This is a genomic window from Streptomyces sp. NPDC006643 (assembly GCF_042870175.1).
GTDB lineage: Bacteria > Actinomycetota > Actinomycetes > Streptomycetales > Streptomycetaceae > Streptomyces.
The window spans coordinates 229,741-246,039 of sequence record NZ_JBIAHA010000008.1; the positions used below are offsets into that span (position 1 = coordinate 229,741).

The 16,299-nt window shown below is 72.0% G+C and carries 11 protein-coding genes; 3 read left to right on the forward strand and 8 right to left on the reverse strand.

Going from position 1 to position 16,299, the window contains the following annotated elements:
- Nucleotides 1-60: 60 nt before the first annotated feature.
- Nucleotides 61-1,599, forward strand: coding sequence for an ankyrin repeat domain-containing protein (locus tag ACFYNU_RS13685; RefSeq protein ID WP_356585845.1), 1,539 nt, complete (start codon nt 61-63; stop codon nt 1,597-1,599).
- A gap of 37 nt (nt 1,600-1,636) precedes the next feature.
- Here the strand turns inward: ACFYNU_RS13685 and ACFYNU_RS13690 are convergent, their stop codons facing one another.
- The 8 genes from ACFYNU_RS13690 to ACFYNU_RS13725 all read right to left on the reverse strand — a co-directional run bounded on the left by ACFYNU_RS13690 (nt 1,637) and on the right by ACFYNU_RS13725 (nt 13,562).
- Entirely contained in the window at nt 1,637-2,023 is a 387-nt protein-coding gene (locus ACFYNU_RS13690) for a barstar family protein (RefSeq protein WP_356585842.1), read from the reverse strand.
- 43 nt (nt 2,024-2,066) lie between these two features.
- Nucleotides 2,067-2,456, reverse strand: a complete 390-nt coding sequence (locus tag ACFYNU_RS13695) for a ribonuclease domain-containing protein (protein ID WP_356585840.1) — start codon at nt 2,454-2,456, stop codon at nt 2,067-2,069.
- Between the two features lie 547 nt (nt 2,457-3,003).
- Nucleotides 3,004-4,548: a DEAD/DEAH box helicase gene (locus ACFYNU_RS13700; RefSeq protein WP_356585838.1), complete on the reverse strand. Its 1,545-nt coding sequence runs from the start codon at nt 4,546-4,548 to the stop codon at nt 3,004-3,006.
- A gap of 330 nt (nt 4,549-4,878) precedes the next feature.
- Entirely contained in the window at nt 4,879-5,082 is a 204-nt protein-coding gene (locus tag ACFYNU_RS13705) for a cold-shock protein (protein ID WP_015607926.1), read from the reverse strand.
- A 213-nt stretch (nt 5,083-5,295) separates the two neighbouring features.
- Nucleotides 5,296-6,042 carry a VWA domain-containing protein gene (locus ACFYNU_RS13710; RefSeq protein ID WP_356585836.1) on the reverse strand — a complete coding sequence of 249 codons (747 nt, stop codon included), beginning with the start codon at nt 6,040-6,042 and terminating at the stop codon, nt 5,296-5,298.
- Nucleotides 6,043-6,234: 192 nt separating this feature from the next.
- Nucleotides 6,235-7,695 (reverse strand): glutamate synthase subunit beta, encoded by a 1,461-nt coding sequence (locus ACFYNU_RS13715; RefSeq protein ID WP_356585834.1) that lies wholly within the window; start codon nt 7,693-7,695, stop codon nt 6,235-6,237.
- Nucleotides 7,688-12,313 carry a glutamate synthase large subunit gene (gene gltB / locus ACFYNU_RS13720; protein ID WP_356585832.1) on the reverse strand — a complete coding sequence of 1,542 codons (4,626 nt, stop codon included), beginning with the start codon at nt 12,311-12,313 and terminating at the stop codon, nt 7,688-7,690. Before gltB ends, ACFYNU_RS13715 begins: the two co-directional genes overlap by 8 nt.
- Before the next feature lie 529 nt (nt 12,314-12,842).
- Complete coding sequence (locus tag ACFYNU_RS13725) at nt 12,843-13,562, reverse strand: VIT1/CCC1 transporter family protein (protein ID WP_388766181.1); 720 nt, start codon at nt 13,560-13,562, stop codon at nt 12,843-12,845.
- A 234-nt stretch (nt 13,563-13,796) separates the two neighbouring features.
- Here ACFYNU_RS13725 and ACFYNU_RS13730 point away from each other — a divergent pair, with 234 nt between their 5' ends.
- The gene (locus ACFYNU_RS13730) at nt 13,797-14,855 is read left to right on the forward strand and encodes an ADP-ribosylglycohydrolase family protein (protein ID WP_356585828.1); all 1,059 of its coding nucleotides are present in this window, start codon (nt 13,797-13,799) and stop codon (nt 14,853-14,855) included.
- The gene (locus ACFYNU_RS13735; protein WP_356585826.1) at nt 14,852-16,288 is read left to right on the forward strand and encodes an ADP-ribosylglycohydrolase family protein; all 1,437 of its coding nucleotides are present in this window, start codon (nt 14,852-14,854) and stop codon (nt 16,286-16,288) included. Before ACFYNU_RS13730 ends, ACFYNU_RS13735 begins: the two co-directional genes overlap by 4 nt.
- Nucleotides 16,289-16,299: the final 11 nt, after the last annotated feature.

Consider the following 16,299-nt stretch of genomic DNA (forward strand, 5'->3'; position numbering starts at 1 on the left):
ACGGATGGTCATCGCTTTGTCGATTTGGCGCGAATGATCGTCCCGGGCGAAGGTCGCAGTATGACGAACGAGCGGACAGCGGGCTCCGGCAGAGCGTGGGACGAACTGTTCTCCGCCGTGTACGAGGGCCGGGACGACGCCGTCGTCGCACTGCTCCGCTCCGGCGTCCCCGCCGAGGCGACCGACCAGGACGGCCAGAGCGCGCTGTACGCCGCCGCCGTCAGCGACGAACCCGGTGTGGTCCGGCTGCTGCTGGCGGCGGGCGCCGACCCCGAGCGCCCGAGCGGCCCCGACGGCGGCGATCTGCCGCTGTGCGGGGCCGCGTGCGGCGGTCATACGGAGGTGGTGCTGGCCCTGCTGGCGGCGGGCGCGGACCCGGACCGGCGCGAGGCGTACGGCTTCACGGCCCTGGCCTGGGCCGTCGGGCAGGGCCACGCGGCCACCGTCCAGGCGCTGCTGGCGCACGGCGCGGACCCCGACCTGCCGGGCCCCGGCGGGGGCGCCCCGGACGGCGAGCCGCCGCTGGTGACCGCCGCCCGGCGCGGCTCGCCGTCGACCGTACGGGCCCTGCTGCGGCACGGCGCGGGCGCGCGCGAGGAGGCGCTGGCCGAGGCGCTGCGGTGGAGCGCGCCGGAGGCGGTGGAACACGAACTGCACGCCGAGCTGCTGCCGATGGCCGCTGGGGGCGACGAGACGGTGGTGCGCCGGATCGAGGAGGACGGCGGGGTGACGATCGTCGTGGAGACCCTCAAGGACGGTGTGCCGGTGGCGAGCCTGGAGCGGCAGACCGGGCACGGGGCGATCGCCACGGCCCTGGAGGAGTCGCTGGACATCCGGACGCCGTTCGAGGAGCTGGCGGCGCGGGCGCTGCGGTGCGCGGTGCCCGACCGGGACGGCTGGCGGGAGCCGGTGGCGGCGCTGTGGCGGCGCGGCGACGAGGAGTCGTTCCAGGCGGCGCTCGCCTGGTGCGCGAGCGACGATCCGCGGCGTCGCGCCTTCGCCGCCGACGTACTCGCACGGCTGGGCGCGGTGGACGCGGCGCCCGGGAGCGGGCCGTTCGCCGCCAGCGCGCTGCCCGCGCTGCGGGAGTTGAGCGCGGGAGCGCGTACGCCGGAGCTGATCGGTGCGTGTGTGACGGCACTCGGGGAGCAGGGCGACCCGGCGGTCCTGCCGGAGATCCTGCGGCACACCGGCCATCCGGACGCGGCGATACGCCTGCGGGTGGTTGTCGCGCTGGCCGCGCTGGTGCCGGACGACGACGAGGCGGGGGCCCTGGCGCTGGCGGCGCTGAGCGCGGACATCGACAACGCGGTACGGGAGCGGGCGACGACGGCCCTGGCGGTGACCGGCGCCGACACACCGGCGATCCGTGAGGCGCTGGTGGCGCGGCTGACGGATCCGGTGGCGGTCACGGCCGCCGAGGCGGCGCGGGGGCTGGCGGCGCGCCGGGATCCCCGGGCGGTGGACGCGCTGGCGAGGATGCTCGCCGACGGTTCGGTGACCGGCCGGGCGCGCGAGAGCGCGACCGAGGCGGTGCGCGATCTGCCGGACGCCGCGCTCCGGCGCAGGCTGGCGGGCCTGCTGCCGCGCGGGCGGTAGCCGGGGTGGGGGCGCGGGAGCCGTGCGCCCCGGCGGATCAGAGCAGCCGCAGTGTGCCCGGCGCGCGATCGTCGATGATCTCCGTGAGCCAGTCGAAGACGGTGCTGCCACGGCCGGCCTCGGCCTCGGCCAACTCCTGGCGCACACGTGCTCTGCTGGCCTCGGGAACGCGCGCGAGCCGGAGCCGGAGCTGCCGCGCCGTCTCCTCGTGGCCGAGCGCGCGCCGCGAGAGTCCGGCCTCGCGCCACTCGATGACGAAGTCCCCGTCGTCCGGGGTCCCGTAACCGCCGCTGAGACAGTCGGCGAAGGCGTCGAGGTTACGGCCGAAGTAGCCGTCCGGGCCGTTCACGGCCTCGCCGACCACTTCCCAGAAACGCTCAAGGCCGGTGACCTCCGCCCCGGGGATCACATAGGTCACAGTCATGGGGCGGAGGTTACCTGTCTGTCGTGGTGCGGACGGCGCGGGATCAGCAGCCGTGGTCGACGAGGTCGAAGGACTCGTAGTGGTCGGCGGTGTAGTAGTCCTGCTGCGCGTTGCCGGTCACGATGCGGCGCGCGCCGCGGTCGGGAGAGCCCGGCGTCTCGACGGTGTACTCGTGGTAGTAGCCGGTGGACTGCTGCGGCAGGATGCCCTCGCGGTTCTGGAAGACCCCGCCGTCCTGTGGGTACGGGTAGGGCCCGCCCTGGTCGATCAGGTCGAGGGTGTCGTGCGCCTGCGACGGCAGGTCGGAGTAGCAGATGTCGCCGACCGCGAGCGGGGCGGCCGTGGCGGCGGTCGCCGCCGTGCCGCCGACGAGGAGGGTGGACAGAAGGGCGGCTGCGCCGCCGATGAGGGCGATTCGTGGGGGGATTCGCATGCCCTCATGATGACGCGCGTAGACGTGTGCACGTCAATGCCAAGTCGGTGGAGTTTTCGGGAAGTTAACCGGTCGGTACGGCCACGACATCCCCCCGTTGTTGCCGGTTTGTCGCCGGAGGCCGGCCTGCCGCGGCCCTGCCGCCCCGTCAGATCCCGGTCGGCGGTGCGCTCATGGCCGCCGTCAGAAACGTGACCGCCCAGCGCCGGGCCGCCTCGCCCGTGACGCCGGCCGAACTCGCGCGGCTGTCCGAACAGCTCCGCGCCAATACGAAAGCCCGGTAGGCGCAAGGCGCCCCCGCCCGACCGGCGTTACTCGTCGTCGGCGGCGTCCGCCCCAGTCCCGAGACCCGCGCACCGGCCGGTGCCCCGCCGCCCCGGCCCGAGCAGCGCACGTCCGTGAGCGGGACCACGCACCCGAGCCGGGTACGCACGCCGCATGGCCCGCACCGAACGACCGGCCCGTGACGCGCCCGGCCCGGGTGCGCGGCGCGGCTCATGAGCTGGGCCGCGCACCCGGGCCGGTCCACGTACATCCGCCGGAGACGCTACGCGGCGGTGCGGCGACCGCCCTCCGCGCCTCGCTCGCCCGGGCGGCCACGACGGCCGCCCCGGCTGCCGCGCCCGGAGCCGCCGGCCCCGCCCAGCCTGGCACCCGCGCCACCCGAACCGGCGCCGCCGGTCCGCCGCGCCGGACGCGACGCGCGCGCCTTCTGCGGCTTCTGCACGGCGGCCTGCGGCACCTCGATGGTGATCGCGATCCCGGAGGGCTCCCGCGCCCCGGTCAGCCGCGCCAGTTCCTCGTCGGTCGACTTCACGCTGGTCGTCCGGGGGGCGATGCCCGCGTCCGACATCAGCCGCGTCATGTCCCGCTTCTGCTCGGGCAGGACGAGCGTCACGACACTGCCGGACTCACCGGCGCGCGCGGTGCGCCCGCCCCGGTGCAGATAGTCCTTGTGGTCGACGGGCGGGTCGACGTTGACGACCAGGTCGAGGTCGTCGACATGGATGCCACGCGCGGCGACGTTCGTCGCGACGAGCACGGTCACCAGTCCGGTCTTGAACTGGTCGAGCGTGCGGTTGCGTTGGGGCTGCGATCGGCCGCCGTGCAGGCCCGACGCCCGTACACCGCTCGCCAGCAGCCGCTTGACCAGCCGGTCCACCGCCCGCTTGGTGTCCAGGAACAGCAGCACCCGGCCCTCGCGCGCGGCGATGCGCATCGTGACGGCCTTCTTGTCGGTGTCGTCCATGACATACAGGACGTGGTGCTCCATCGTGGTGACCGCGCCCTGCGAGGGGTCGACGGAGTGGACGACGGGGTCGGTCAGATACTGCCGTACGAGCCGGTCGATGTTCTTGTCGAGCGTCGCGGAGAACAGCATCCGCTGCCCGTCCGGCCGCACCTGCTTGAGCAGCGCGGTGACCTGCGGCATGAAGCCCATGTCGGCCATCTGGTCGGCCTCGTCGAGGACGGTGATGGTGACCTGGTCGAGCCGGCAGTCGCCGCGCTCGATGAGGTCCTTGAGCCGGCCGGGCGTCGCCACGAGGACCTCGGCGCCGCGGCGCAGCTGCCCGGCCTGCTTGCTGATCGACAGGCCGCCGACGACGGTGGCCATGCGCAGGTTGACGGCGGTGGCGTACGGGGTCAGCGCGTCGGTGACCTGCTGGGCCAGCTCGCGCGTGGGCACGAGCACCATCGCGTACGGGGCGCGCGGCTCGGCCCGGCGGCCGGCGAGACGGGCCAGCAGCGCGAGTCCGAAGGCGAGGGTCTTTCCGGATCCGGTACGGCCCCGGCCGAGGATGTCGCGGCCGGCGAGGGAGTTCGGCAGGGTGGCGCCCTGGATCGGGAAGGGCTCGGTCACATCCAGCGAGGTGAGGGTCTTGAGCAGGGCCGCGGGCATGTCGAGTTCGTCGAACGCCTCGACGGCGGGCAGCGCGGGGGTGATGGTTTCCGGCAGCGTGAACTCCTGCGGGCGCGCGGCGCGGCGGACCGGCGCCTTCGCCGAGCCCTTCGCGGGGCTCTTGGCGCGGGAGTTGACCGGGCGCTTACCGGCAGGGCGGGGTGCGCGGGCCGGGCGTTCGGAGCGAGTCATTCGGTGAAGAACCTTCCTGGGTCGTGTCCGCAAAGTAGCGTCATCCGCCCGCGGGGCCGGGGCTCGCGCCCGCCGTGAAGCGGCTGATGACTCGTCGGTGCGTGCGATCGCAAGGCGGAGGATCGCCCTCGTAACAACTGGGCGTACTCGGGCGAATCCGACAACGCAGGGGGCGCCTCCCGGGCCCGAAGGGCTACGAGGGAGAGCCGGCGTCCGGTGCACCGCGAGCCGGACGGGACTTTGTGGACAGGGCCCGGGCCTGGGGACAGCACAAGCCGGGACCCGCACCGTGCAGGTGCGGGCCCCGGCTGCGAGGTACGCGTCCGGAAATTAGGCCGGGACGATGTTCTCCGCCTGCGGGCCCTTCTGGCCCTGCGTGACGTCGAACGAGACCTTCTGGCCCTCCTGGAGCTCACGGAAGCCCTGGGTGGCGATGTTCGAGTAGTGGGCGAAGACGTCGGCGCCGCCGCCGTCCTGCTCGATGAAGCCGAAGCCCTTTTCCGAGTTGAACCACTTCACGGTTCCAGTAGCCATGTCATTCTCCTAAAACAGGTGCAGAGACGAATCCGCACTTCACGGATTCCTCGTCGCCGCATTGAGCCCCATCCGGAGAAGCCGGCGAAAACAATAAAATGCGCCTGAGGAACATTCCCGTCAGGCGCACATAAAGTTCATGGGTACCAAAACTGCAACGCGGTCAGCCTAGCACGCTCCCGGGGCTTACGTGGATCCGACACGCGGGGCAGGTCAGCCACGTACGATGCCCCGCGCGCGGGCCGCTCCGAGCCACTGCGGGAATTCCGCGACGAGGCGGTCGTACAGGACGTCGTCCGGCACCTCGCGGGGGTCGAGACCGGCGTGGAAGAAGCCCGCGTTGTCGACGGACCGCTTCTGCGGCACGGCCAACTCGTCAAGTTTCGAAAGGAAGTTGAACTGCGAGCTGCGCTTGTTGCCGAAGCCGACGAACTGCCAGAACAGCGGAAGTTCCGCCGCCTTGCAGAGATAGCGCTCGGCGGCGAGTTTGTTGATCGGCCCGCCGTCCGTCTGGAAGACCACCAGGGCCGGCGCCGTCGACCCGCTGTCCAGATAGTGGTCGATCACCGCGTCCATGGCGAGGTGGTAGCTGGTCTTGCCCATGTGCCCGAGCCCGGACACGATCCGGTCGATCCGGCCGCGGTGGTCGGCGAGCGCGATGTCCGTCTCGCAGTCCACGTCCGTGGAGAAGAACACGGCGGGCACCACGCCGTCGTCGTCCAGATTCGCCGAGAGCGCGAGCACCCGGTCGGCGAAGGCCTGGACGCTGCCGTCCTGGTAGTACTCGCGCATCGATCCCGAGTAGTCCAGGACCAGATAGACGGCGGCGCGCTGACCGCTCATCCCGTGCTTGCGCAGTGACATACCCGCCGCCCGGTAGTGCTCGACCAGCGCGGGCGCGGTCTGCTCCACCTTGACGAGACTGATCGCGGGGCCTCCCGCGAGGGGCGCTGTGGTCATGAGTGCTGCCGTTCACTCGATGGGGCGCGGGGGGAGGTCCGTCGAGGTTACACAGCATCGGAAACACATGCCACGGCGCCCGCCGTCGTCCGGTCGGGGACTGGCGGGCGCCGTGTCTTGCGGAGGGTCCAGGGGACGTCCCCCGGGCCGTCACCGCCCGTACGCCGTTGTACGGGACGTCTTTTCTCTCCGTCAGACCGTGAGTGAGCGGTCCGTCGGGCGGATCGGGGCGTGCAGATCGCTCGCTCCGGTCAGATAGCGGTCGACGCCGCGCGCCGCCGAACGGCCTTCGGCGATGGCCCACACGATCAGGGACTGACCGCGACCGGCGTCCCCGGCAACGTACACGCCGTCGACGTTGGTCGCGTACTCGGCGTCCCGTGCGATGTTGCCGCGCGCGTCCAGTTCGAGGCCGAACTGGTCGACCAGGCCGTTCGCCCGGTCGGTGCCGGTGAAGCCCATCGCGAGGGTGACCAGCTGGGCGGGGATGGTCCGCTCGGTGCCCTCCTTCGGCACCGGACGGCCGTCCGCGAACTCGACCTCCGTGAGATGCAGCGACTGGACGTTGCCGTGCTCGTCGCCCTCGAAGTGGGTGGTGGAGACGGAGTAGATCCGCTCGCCGCCCTCCTCGTGCGCGGAGGTGACCTTGTAGAGCATCGGGAAGGTCGGCCAGGGCTGGTTCGGGGCCCGGTCCTCGCCCGGCCGGGGCATGATCTCCAGCTGGGTGACGGAGGCCGCGCCCTGGCGGTGCGCCGTACCGACACAGTCCGCGCCGGTGTCGCCGCCGCCGATGACGACGACGTGCTTGCCCTCGGCGGTGATCGGGGAGACCGTCAGGTCGCCCTCCTGCACCTTGTTGGCGAGCGGCAGGTACTCCATGGCGAAGTGGATGCCGTTCAGCTCACGGCCGGGGACGGGCAGGTCGCGCGAGACGGTGGCACCGGCCGCGATGACCACCGCGTCGTAGCGCCTGCGGAGCTTCGCCGCGTCGATGTCGCGGCCGATCTCCGTCTCCGTACGGAACTTGGTGCCTTCCGCGCGCATCTGCTCGATACGGCGGTTGATGTGGGACTTCTCCATCTTGAACTCGGGGATGCCGTACCGCAGCAGACCGCCGATGCGGTCGGCGCGCTCGTACACGGCGACCGTGTGGCCGGCCCGGGTGAGCTGCTGGGCGGCGGCCAGGCCCGCCGGGCCGGAGCCGATGACGGCGACGGTCTTGCCGGACAGGCGCTCCGGGGGACGCGGAACGACGTCGCCGTTGTCCCACGCCTTGTCGATGATGGAGACCTCGACGTTCTTGATCGTGACGGCGGGCTGGTTGATGGCCAGCACGCACGCGGACTCGCACGGCGCGGGGCAGAGCCGGCCGGTGAACTCCGGGAAGTTGTTGGTGGCGTGCAGCCGCTCGCTCGCCGCCGTCCAGTCCTCGCGGTACGCGTAGTCGTTCCACTCGGGGATGAGATTGCCGAGCGGACACCCCTGGTGGCAGAAGGGGATGCCGCAGTCCATGCAGCGCCCGGCCTGCTTGCTGATGATCGGGAGCAGCGAGCCGGGAACGTAGACCTCGTTCCAGTCCTTCGTGCGCTCTTCCACGGGGCGGGACTCGGCCGTCTCGCGCCCGGTGGTCAGGAAGCCCTTGGGGTCAGCCATTGGTCGCCGCCTCCATCATCTTCTCGGTGGTCTCCTGCTCGGAGAGACCGGCGAGCTCAGCGGCGTCCTTGGCGGCGAGCACTGCCTTGTAGGTGGAAGGAATGATTTTGCTGAAGCGGGCCACGGAGGTGTCCCAGTCGGTCAGCAGCTTCTCGGCGACGGTGGAGCCGGTCTCCTCGTGGTGGCGGCGCACGACGTCGTGCAGCCACTCCTTGTCGGCGGCCGAGAAATCGGTCTCGACGGCGCCGAGGTTGCCGGCGTTGACGTTGTCCGGGTCGAGGTCGATGACGTACGCGACGCCGCCGGACATACCGGCCGCGAAGTTGCGTCCCGTCTCGCCGAGTACGACGGCGTGGCCGCCGGTCATGTACTCGCAGCCGTGGTCGCCGACGCCCTCGGAGACCACCGTGGCACCGGAGTTGCGGACGCAGAAGCGTTCGCCGGTCCGGCCGCGCAGGAACAGTTCGCCGCCGGTCGCGCCGTAGGCGATGGTGTTGCCCGCGATGGTCGAGTACTCGGCGAGATGGTCGGCGCCCCGGTCGGGGCGGACGACGACCCGGCCGCCGGACAGGCCCTTGCCGACGTAGTCGTTGGCGTCGCCCTCCAGGCGCAGCGTGATCCCGCTGGGCAGGAAGGCGCCGAAGGACTGGCCGGCCGAGCCGGTGAAGGTGATGTCGATGGTGTCGTCCGGCAGGCCCGCGCCGCCGAACCTCTTGGTCACCTCGTGGCCGAGCATGGTGCCGACGGTGCGGTTGATGTTGCGGATGGCGATCTGCGCGCGGACCGGCTGGGCGGCCTCGGCGCTCTCGGCGTTCAGCGCGTCGGCGGCGAGCTTGATCAGCTGGTTGTCGAGCGCCTTGCCGAGGCCGTGGTCCTGCTCGACGGTCCGGTGGCGTACGGCGCCGGCGCCCAGGATCGGCACGTGGAACAACGGTGCCAGCTCCAGGCCCTGGGCCTTCCAGTGGTCCACGGCCCGCTCGGTGTTGAGGAACTCGGCGTGGCCGACGGCCTCTTCGAGCGTACGGAAGCCCAGCTCGGCCAGCAGCTCGCGGACTTCCTCGGCGATGAACTCGAAGAAGTTGACGACGTACTCGGCCTTGCCGGAGAAGCGCTCGCGCAGCACCGGGTTCTGGGTGGCGATGCCCACCGGGCAGGTGTCGAGGTGGCAGACGCGCATCATGACGCAGCCGGAGACGACGAGCGGCGCGGTGGCGAAGCCGAACTCCTCGGCGCCGAGCAGCGCGGCGACGACGACGTCACGGCCGGTCTTGAGCTGGCCGTCGGTCTGCACGACGATGCGGTCGCGCAGCCCGTTGAGCAGCAGGGTCTGCTGGGTCTCGGCGAGCCCCAGCTCCCAGGGGCCGCCCGCGTGCTTGAGCGAGGTGAGCGGCGAGGCGCCCGTACCGCCGTCGTGTCCGGAGATCAGGACCACGTCGGCGTGGGCCTTGGAGACACCGGCGGCGACCGTGCCGACGCCGACCTCGGAGACCAGCTTCACGTGGATGCGGGCGGCCGGGTTGGCGTTCTTCAGGTCGTGGATGAGCTGGGCGAGGTCTTCGATCGAGTAGATGTCGTGGTGCGGCGGCGGCGAGATGAGGCCGACGCCGGGGGTGGAGTGCCGGGTCTTGGCGACCCACGGGTAGACCTTGTGGCCGGGCAGCTGGCCGCCCTCGCCGGGCTTGGCGCCCTGGGCCATCTTGATCTGGATGTCGTCGGCGTTGACGAGGTATTCGCTGGTGACGCCGAAGCGGCCGGAGGCGACCTGCTTGATGGAGGAGCGGCGCTCCGGGTCGTGCAGCCGGTCGGCGTCCTCACCACCCTCGCCGGTGTTGGACTTGCCGCCGAGCTGGTTCATCGCGATGGCGAGGGTCTCGTGCGCCTCCTTGGAGATGGAGCCGTACGACATGGCGCCGGTGGAGAAGCGCTTGACGATCTCGGAGGCGGGCTCGACCTCGTCCAGGGCGACGGGCTCACGGCCGGAGTCGAAGCTGAAGAGTCCGCGCAGCGTCATCAGACGCTCGGACTGCTCGTTCACCCGGTCCGTGTACTGCTTGAAGATGTCGTAGCGGCGGTTGCGGGTGGCGTGCTGGAGCCGGAAGACCGTGTCCGGGTCGAACAGGTGCGGCTCGCCCTCGCGGCGCCACTGGTACTCGCCGCCGATGTCCAGCGCGCGGTGCGACGCGGAGATGCCGGAGGCCGGGTAGCCCTTGGCGTGCCGGGCGGCGACCTCCTGGGCGATGATGTCGAGCCCGGCGCCGCCGATCTTGGTCGCCGTACCGCTGAAGTACTTCTCCACGAAGGCCTCGTCGAGACCGACGGCCTCGAAGACCTGGGCGCCCCGGTAGGAGGCGACGGTGGAGATGCCCATCTTGGACATGACCTTCAGGACGCCCTTGCCGAGGGCGTAGATCAGATTGCGGATGGCCTGCTCGGGCTCCAGGCCCTCGATGAAGGTGCCGGCGCGGACCAGGTCCTCGACGGACTCCATGGCGAGGTACGGGTTGACCGCGGCGGCGCCGTAACCGATCAGCAGCGCGACGTGGTGCACCTCGCGTACGTCACCGGCCTCGACCAGCAGCCCGACCTGGGTGCGCTGCTTGGTACGGATGAGGTGGTGGTGCACGGCGGCGGTGAGCAGCAGCGACGGGATGGGCGCGTGCTCGGCGTCGGAGTGCCGGTCGGAGAGCACGATGATCCGCGCGCCGCTCTCGATCGCGGCGTCCGTCTCGGCGCGGATCTCCTCGATACGGGCGGCCAGGGCCTCGCCGCCGCCGCCGACCCGGTAGAGGCCGGAGAGCGTGGCGGCGGTCATGCCCGGCATGTCGCCGTCGGCGTTGACGTGTATGAGCTTGGCCAGCTCGTCGTTGTCGATCACCGGGAACGGCAGCGTGACGCTGCGGCAGGCCGCGGCGGTCGGCTTCAGCAGATTGCCGGCCGGGCCCAGGGTGGAGCGCAGCGAGGTGACCAGCTCTTCGCGGATGGCGTCCAGCGGCGGGTTGGTGACCTGCGCGAACAGCTGGGTGAAGTAGTCGAACAGCAGCCGGGGGCGGGCGGAGAGCGCCGCGATCGGGCTGTCGGTGCCCATGGAGCCGAGCGGTTCGCCGCCGGTGCGGGCCATCGGGGCGAGGATGATCCGCAGCTCCTCCTCGGTGTAGCCGAAGGTCTGCTGGCGGCGGGTGACGGAGGCGTGCGTGTGCACGATGTGCTCACGCTCGGGCAGGTCCTCCAGCTCGATCTCGCCGGCTTCCAGCCACTCCTCGTACGGGTTCTCGGCGGCGAGCGTCGCCTTGATCTCGTCGTCCTCGATGATCCGGTGCTCGGCGGTGTCGACGAGGAACATCCGGCCGGGCTGGAGGCGGCCCTTGCGGACGACCTTCGCGGGGTCGATGTCGAGGACGCCGACCTCGGAGGAGAGGACGACGAGGCCGTCGTCGGTGACCCAGTAGCGGCCGGGGCGCAGTCCGTTGCGGTCCAGGACCGCGCCGACCTGGACGCCGTCGGTGAAGGTGACACAGGCGGGGCCGTCCCAGGGCTCCATCATCGTGGAGTGGTACTGGTAGAAGGCGCGCCGGGCGGGGTCCATCGAGTCGTGGTTCTCCCACGCCTCCGGGACCATCATCAGTACGGAGTGCGGCAGCGACCGGCCGCCGAGGTGGAGCAGTTCCAGGACCTCGTCGAAGGACGCCGAGTCGGAGGCGTCGGGGGTGCAGACCGGGAAGGTGCGCTCCAGCGTGCGGGGGTCGTCACCGAACACGTCGGAGGCGAGCAGGGACTCGCGGGCCTTCATCCAGTTGCGGTTGCCCTTGACCGTGTTGATCTCGCCGTTGTGGGCGACGAAGCGGTACGGGTGGGCGAGCGGCCAGCTCGGGAAGGTGTTGGTGGAGAAGCGCGAGTGCACGACGGCGACGGAGGTCGCGAAGCGGCGGTCGGAGAGGTCGGGGAAGAACGGCTCCAGCTGGCCGGTGGTCAGCATGCCCTTGTAGACGATCGTACGGGCGGAGAGCGAGGGGAAGTAGATCCCGGCCTCACGCTCGGCGCGCTTGCGCAGCACGAACGTCTTGCGGTCGAGTTCGATGCCCGTGCGGGCGCCGGTGCCCTGGGCGCCGGTGTCCTGGGCGTCGGTGTCCTGGGCGCCGGTGTCCGTCGACGCGGCGACGAAGAGCTGGCGGAAGACCGGCATCGTGGCGCGCGCGATGGCGCCGAGCATCTGCGGGGCGACCGGCACCTCACGCCAGCCGAGGACGTCGATGCCCTCCTCGGCGGCGATCGTCTCGATCTGTGAGACGTATTCGTCCGGGTTCTCTGCGGGCAGGAAGGCGATTCCGACGGCGTACGCGCCGGCCTCGGGCAGGTCGAAGTCGGTGACCTCGCGCAGGAAGGCGTCCGGGATCTGGAGCAGTATGCCGGCGCCGTCACCCGAGTCGGGCTCGGAGCCGGTGGCACCGCGGTGTTCGAGATTGCGCAGTACGGTCAGCGCCTGCTCGACCATCTCGTGGCCGGGCACACCGGTCAGGGTGGCCACGAACCCGACGCCACAGGCGTCGTGCTCGTTACGGGGGTCATACATGCCCTGCGCAGCGGGGCGGCCATCCATGGGCGACCAGGCGTCGAAACGCATCGGCTCTCCCGTCGTCGTCGTGGCATTTGCGATAAACCGAGGGACGACGTTGGCCCAGGGCAAAATTTCGTGCAGGTTACATGATGGGTCGGCTGCTCAGGAAGCGGAAAGCTGATTCCAACATGTGGACGTCGTGCGTGGCCGCCGTAGCCGGGCGGCGAAGGTGGACCGAGGGTGATCGGAGGCGAACAGAGGCGAAGGAAACGCCGGACACCGGACCACGGCGGAGCGGGCTTCTTTGCCCGCAGCGCCTACGGGTCATGCCCGGAGTTCAAGCGTTCGAAACAACCGGGTAACGGCTAGATATGTGACGCCATGCATAGTGTCCCACCCGGACGGCGCAAACGCCGAAGAGTGGTCGCGGGATGTTCGTCACCACAGTGACGGTACGGCCCCGACCACGCAATATGTCGCACGTGGGCCGTCCGTCTTCGGGAGCCGTACGGGGCGTACGCGCCCGCCGAGGGAGCGTACGGGCTCAGGGAACGTACGGACTCAGGAAGCGTACGGACTCAGGAAGCGTACGGGCTCAGACGGCGGCGCCGAAGAGCGTCCCGAGGCCGTAGGTGAGCGCCGCCGCCGTACCGCCGAGCAGCAGCTGGCGCAGCCCGCTGTACCACCAGCTGCGCGCCGTCACGCGCGCCACCAGCGCGCCGCAGGCGAAGAGACCGGCCAGGGCCAACAGGACGGCGGGCCACAGCGCGGTGGCGCCGAGCAGATACGGCAGGACCGGCAGCAGCGCGCCCAGCGCGAAGCAGCCGAACGACGACACGGCGGCGATCATCGGCGACGGCAGATCGTCCGGGTCGACCCCCAGCTCCTCACGCGCGTGGATCTCCAGGGCCAGCTCCGGGTCGCGCGACAGCTGCTCGGCGACCTGCCGGGCCAGCTCCGGCTCGACACCGCGCGACTCGTACAGCTCGGCCAGCTCCGCCATCTCGTCCTTGGGGAACTTGCGCAGCTCCCGCCGCTCCACGTCCAGCTCGGCCTGGACCAGCTCGCGCTGGGACGCCACGGAGGTGTACTCCCCCGCCGCCATCGAGAAGGCACCGGCCGCCAGGCCCGCGAGACCGGTGATGACGATGGTCTGCCGGTCGACGGCGCCGCCCGCCACACCGGTCATCAGGGCGAGGTTCGAGACGAGCCCGTCCATCGCGCCGAAGACCGCGGGACGCAGCCAGCCGCCGTTCACATCGCGGTGCGTGTGATTGTCGCGGTGCGCTCCGTGGAGCGACGCCTCGTTGTCCATGACGGACACGGCTGTCCCCTTCCCCTGCTGGTCCCACTGTTCCCCGGTGACGGGACACCCCGCCACGGGTCCGAAAGTACGCACGAATCGCGGCCCCCGCCAGCAAGGAAAGCCATGCTTACCAAGGGCCTGACGGGTGACAGCGACGCCGGTCGGACTCCCCGGGGGCGCGGCGTGGAAGGCATACGCGAAAGACGGGCCCGCCCAGGCCCGGTGCGTGCGAAAGGCCCCGCGATGGAGTTGACCGCCTGCGGTTCCGGCCCCGTTTCCAGCCCCGTTCCCGGCCCCGTTTCCGAGGTCGCCGCTCTGCGCGAACGGGCGCGCGGCGCGCTGCTCGGCCTCGCCGTCGGCGACGCGCTGGGCGCCCCGGCCGAGAACATGCGCCCCTCGGAGATCCGCCGCCGCTGGGGCCGTATCGAAGGCTTCGTCACCGACGACCCGGCCGGCACGGACGACACCGAGTACGCGATCTTCTCCGGCCTCCTGCTGGCCAGACACGGCTCGGCCCTGACCGTCACCCATGTCGAGAACGCCTGGCACCACTGGCTGGCCGACCTCGACGAGGGCCCCTTCCGGGGAGCCGGTTTCAGCGAACGAGGCACGCTGGAGAATCTGCGCCGGGGCCTCGCCGCCCCGATCACCGCACAGCACCGGCACGCCTGGAGCGACGGCCTCGCGATGCGGGCGGCCCCGTTCGGCGTCTTCGCCGCCGGCCGCCCGGCGGAGGCGGCCCGCCTCGTCGCGGTCGACGGCACGGTCAGTCACGAGGGCGAGGGCATCTACGGCGGCCAGGCGGTCGCGGCGGGCGTCGCCGCCGCGATGACGGGCGCGGGCCCGGCCTCGGTGGTCGCCGCGGCGCTCTCGGCGATCCCGATGGACTCCTGGACGGCCCGCTCACTGCGCCGCGCGGTGGTGGCGGCGGGCCGCGAGTACCCCGACACGCTGACGAGGGAACGGGCGGTGCGCTCGTCGGTCGTCATCGGCGGCTACCCGTGGACGGACCTGGCCCCGGAGGCGGTGGGCCTGGCGTTCGGCGCGTTCGCCTCGGCCCGCGGCGACTTCCGTACGTCGGTCCTGACGGCGGTCAACATGGGCCGCGACGCGGACACCACGGCGGCGGTGGCGGGCGCCCTGTCGGGCGCGATCTCCGGAGCCGGAGCGATCCCCACCGAATGGTCCTCGGCAATCGGCCCGGTCCGGGGCAGCTGCCTCCCGTCGATGCGGGGCTACCACGTACTGGACATCGCCGACCTGCTGACACCGGACGACGAGGGACAGGGGGCGGCACGATGAGCGGGACACCGGAGGTCAGGTACGGGGACGGGGGCGGCGAGCTGCGGGCGGACGGACGCGGGACACCTGCCGCCGCAGCCACTGCCGGGCGGAACCCGGCCTACCCGGAAGCCGCAGACAGCGTCGGCGTCGAGCGGAACCCGGTCCCGCCGACCCCCGCAACCGAGCCCACCCGCCGCGCACACCCCCCGGCCCGCCCCAGGGCGACCACCGCCGAACCGGCCGCAGGGGCGGCAGCCGTACCCCGTTGTGAACACCTCGCCGTCACCCAACCCCAGGCGCCCGGCGCGGGCCTCGCCCCGAAGGGCGATCGGGTCGAAGGGCTGCTTCTCGGGCTCGCCGCCGGGGATGCCGCCGGGTGGCCCGCCGCGCGGCATCGGGCCGCGCGGATGCCCGAGTGGACCCGGCGGCTCACCCGCGAACTCGACACCTTCGCCGAGCAGAACGCCACCACCACCCTCCCCGTCCCCATCGCCCTCAACCAGCCCCCCGAGCCCCTGCGCCTCGGTCCGTCCGACGACGCCGAGTGGGCCGCCTTCGCCGCCGAGACCGTGCTCACCGGTTTCGGCGACCTCTTCGTCGGCCTCCCCGCCGACCGCCGGACGCGCGCCGCCGTCGACCTCGCCTGGAACACCCTCGCCGCCGAGATCGCCGCCGCCGCCGACCGTGCCCCGGAGGTGGAGTCCGCCGTACTGCCGCTCCGCGCCCGGATCTCCGTACGCGCCGGGCTCGGCAATCTCGCCACCGGGCTGCGCCCGCCCGCGACCGGCCACGACAACCCGCACTACTTCGACGACGCGGCGTGCGTACGGGCCGTGGTGCTGGCGGTCGTCCATCCGGGTCGGCCGCACGCCGCGGCGGAACTCGCCGAGTTCGACGCCCGCTACACCCAGGACGGCGACGGAGTGCACGGCGCACGCGCGATGGCCGCCGCCGTCGCCGCGGCGCTCGGCGGCGGCGGCACCGAGGCCGCGGTCGCCGCCGCGCTCGAACAGCTGCCGGACAGCACGGAGATCGGCCGCAACGCCCAGCACGCGGTCAAACTGGCACGGGACTTCGCCGACGAGCCGGCCGGCTCGTTCGCGCTCGTCCCGCTGCTGGAGCATCAGATCGTGGACCACGTCTACAGCTACGGCATCGCGGCGGCCGAGACCGTGCCGGTCGCCCTCGCACTGACCGTCGCCTCCGGCGGAAACGTCTCCGCCGCCGTGCCCGCCGCCGCGTGCCTCTCGCGCGTCGCGGACTCCGCGCCCGCGCTCGCCGGCGCACTGACCGGCGCGCTCAGCGGCGGCGCGACCGTACCCCCGACCTGGCGTGACGCCTGCCGCACCCTGGCGGGCTGCGCTCTGCCCCGCCTCGCGGGTACGGACCTGGTCGAACTCGCCGGGCTGTTGACGCGCGCGCTCGCGGCGGCGGACCACAACTCCCGGTAGCGCCACGGGCG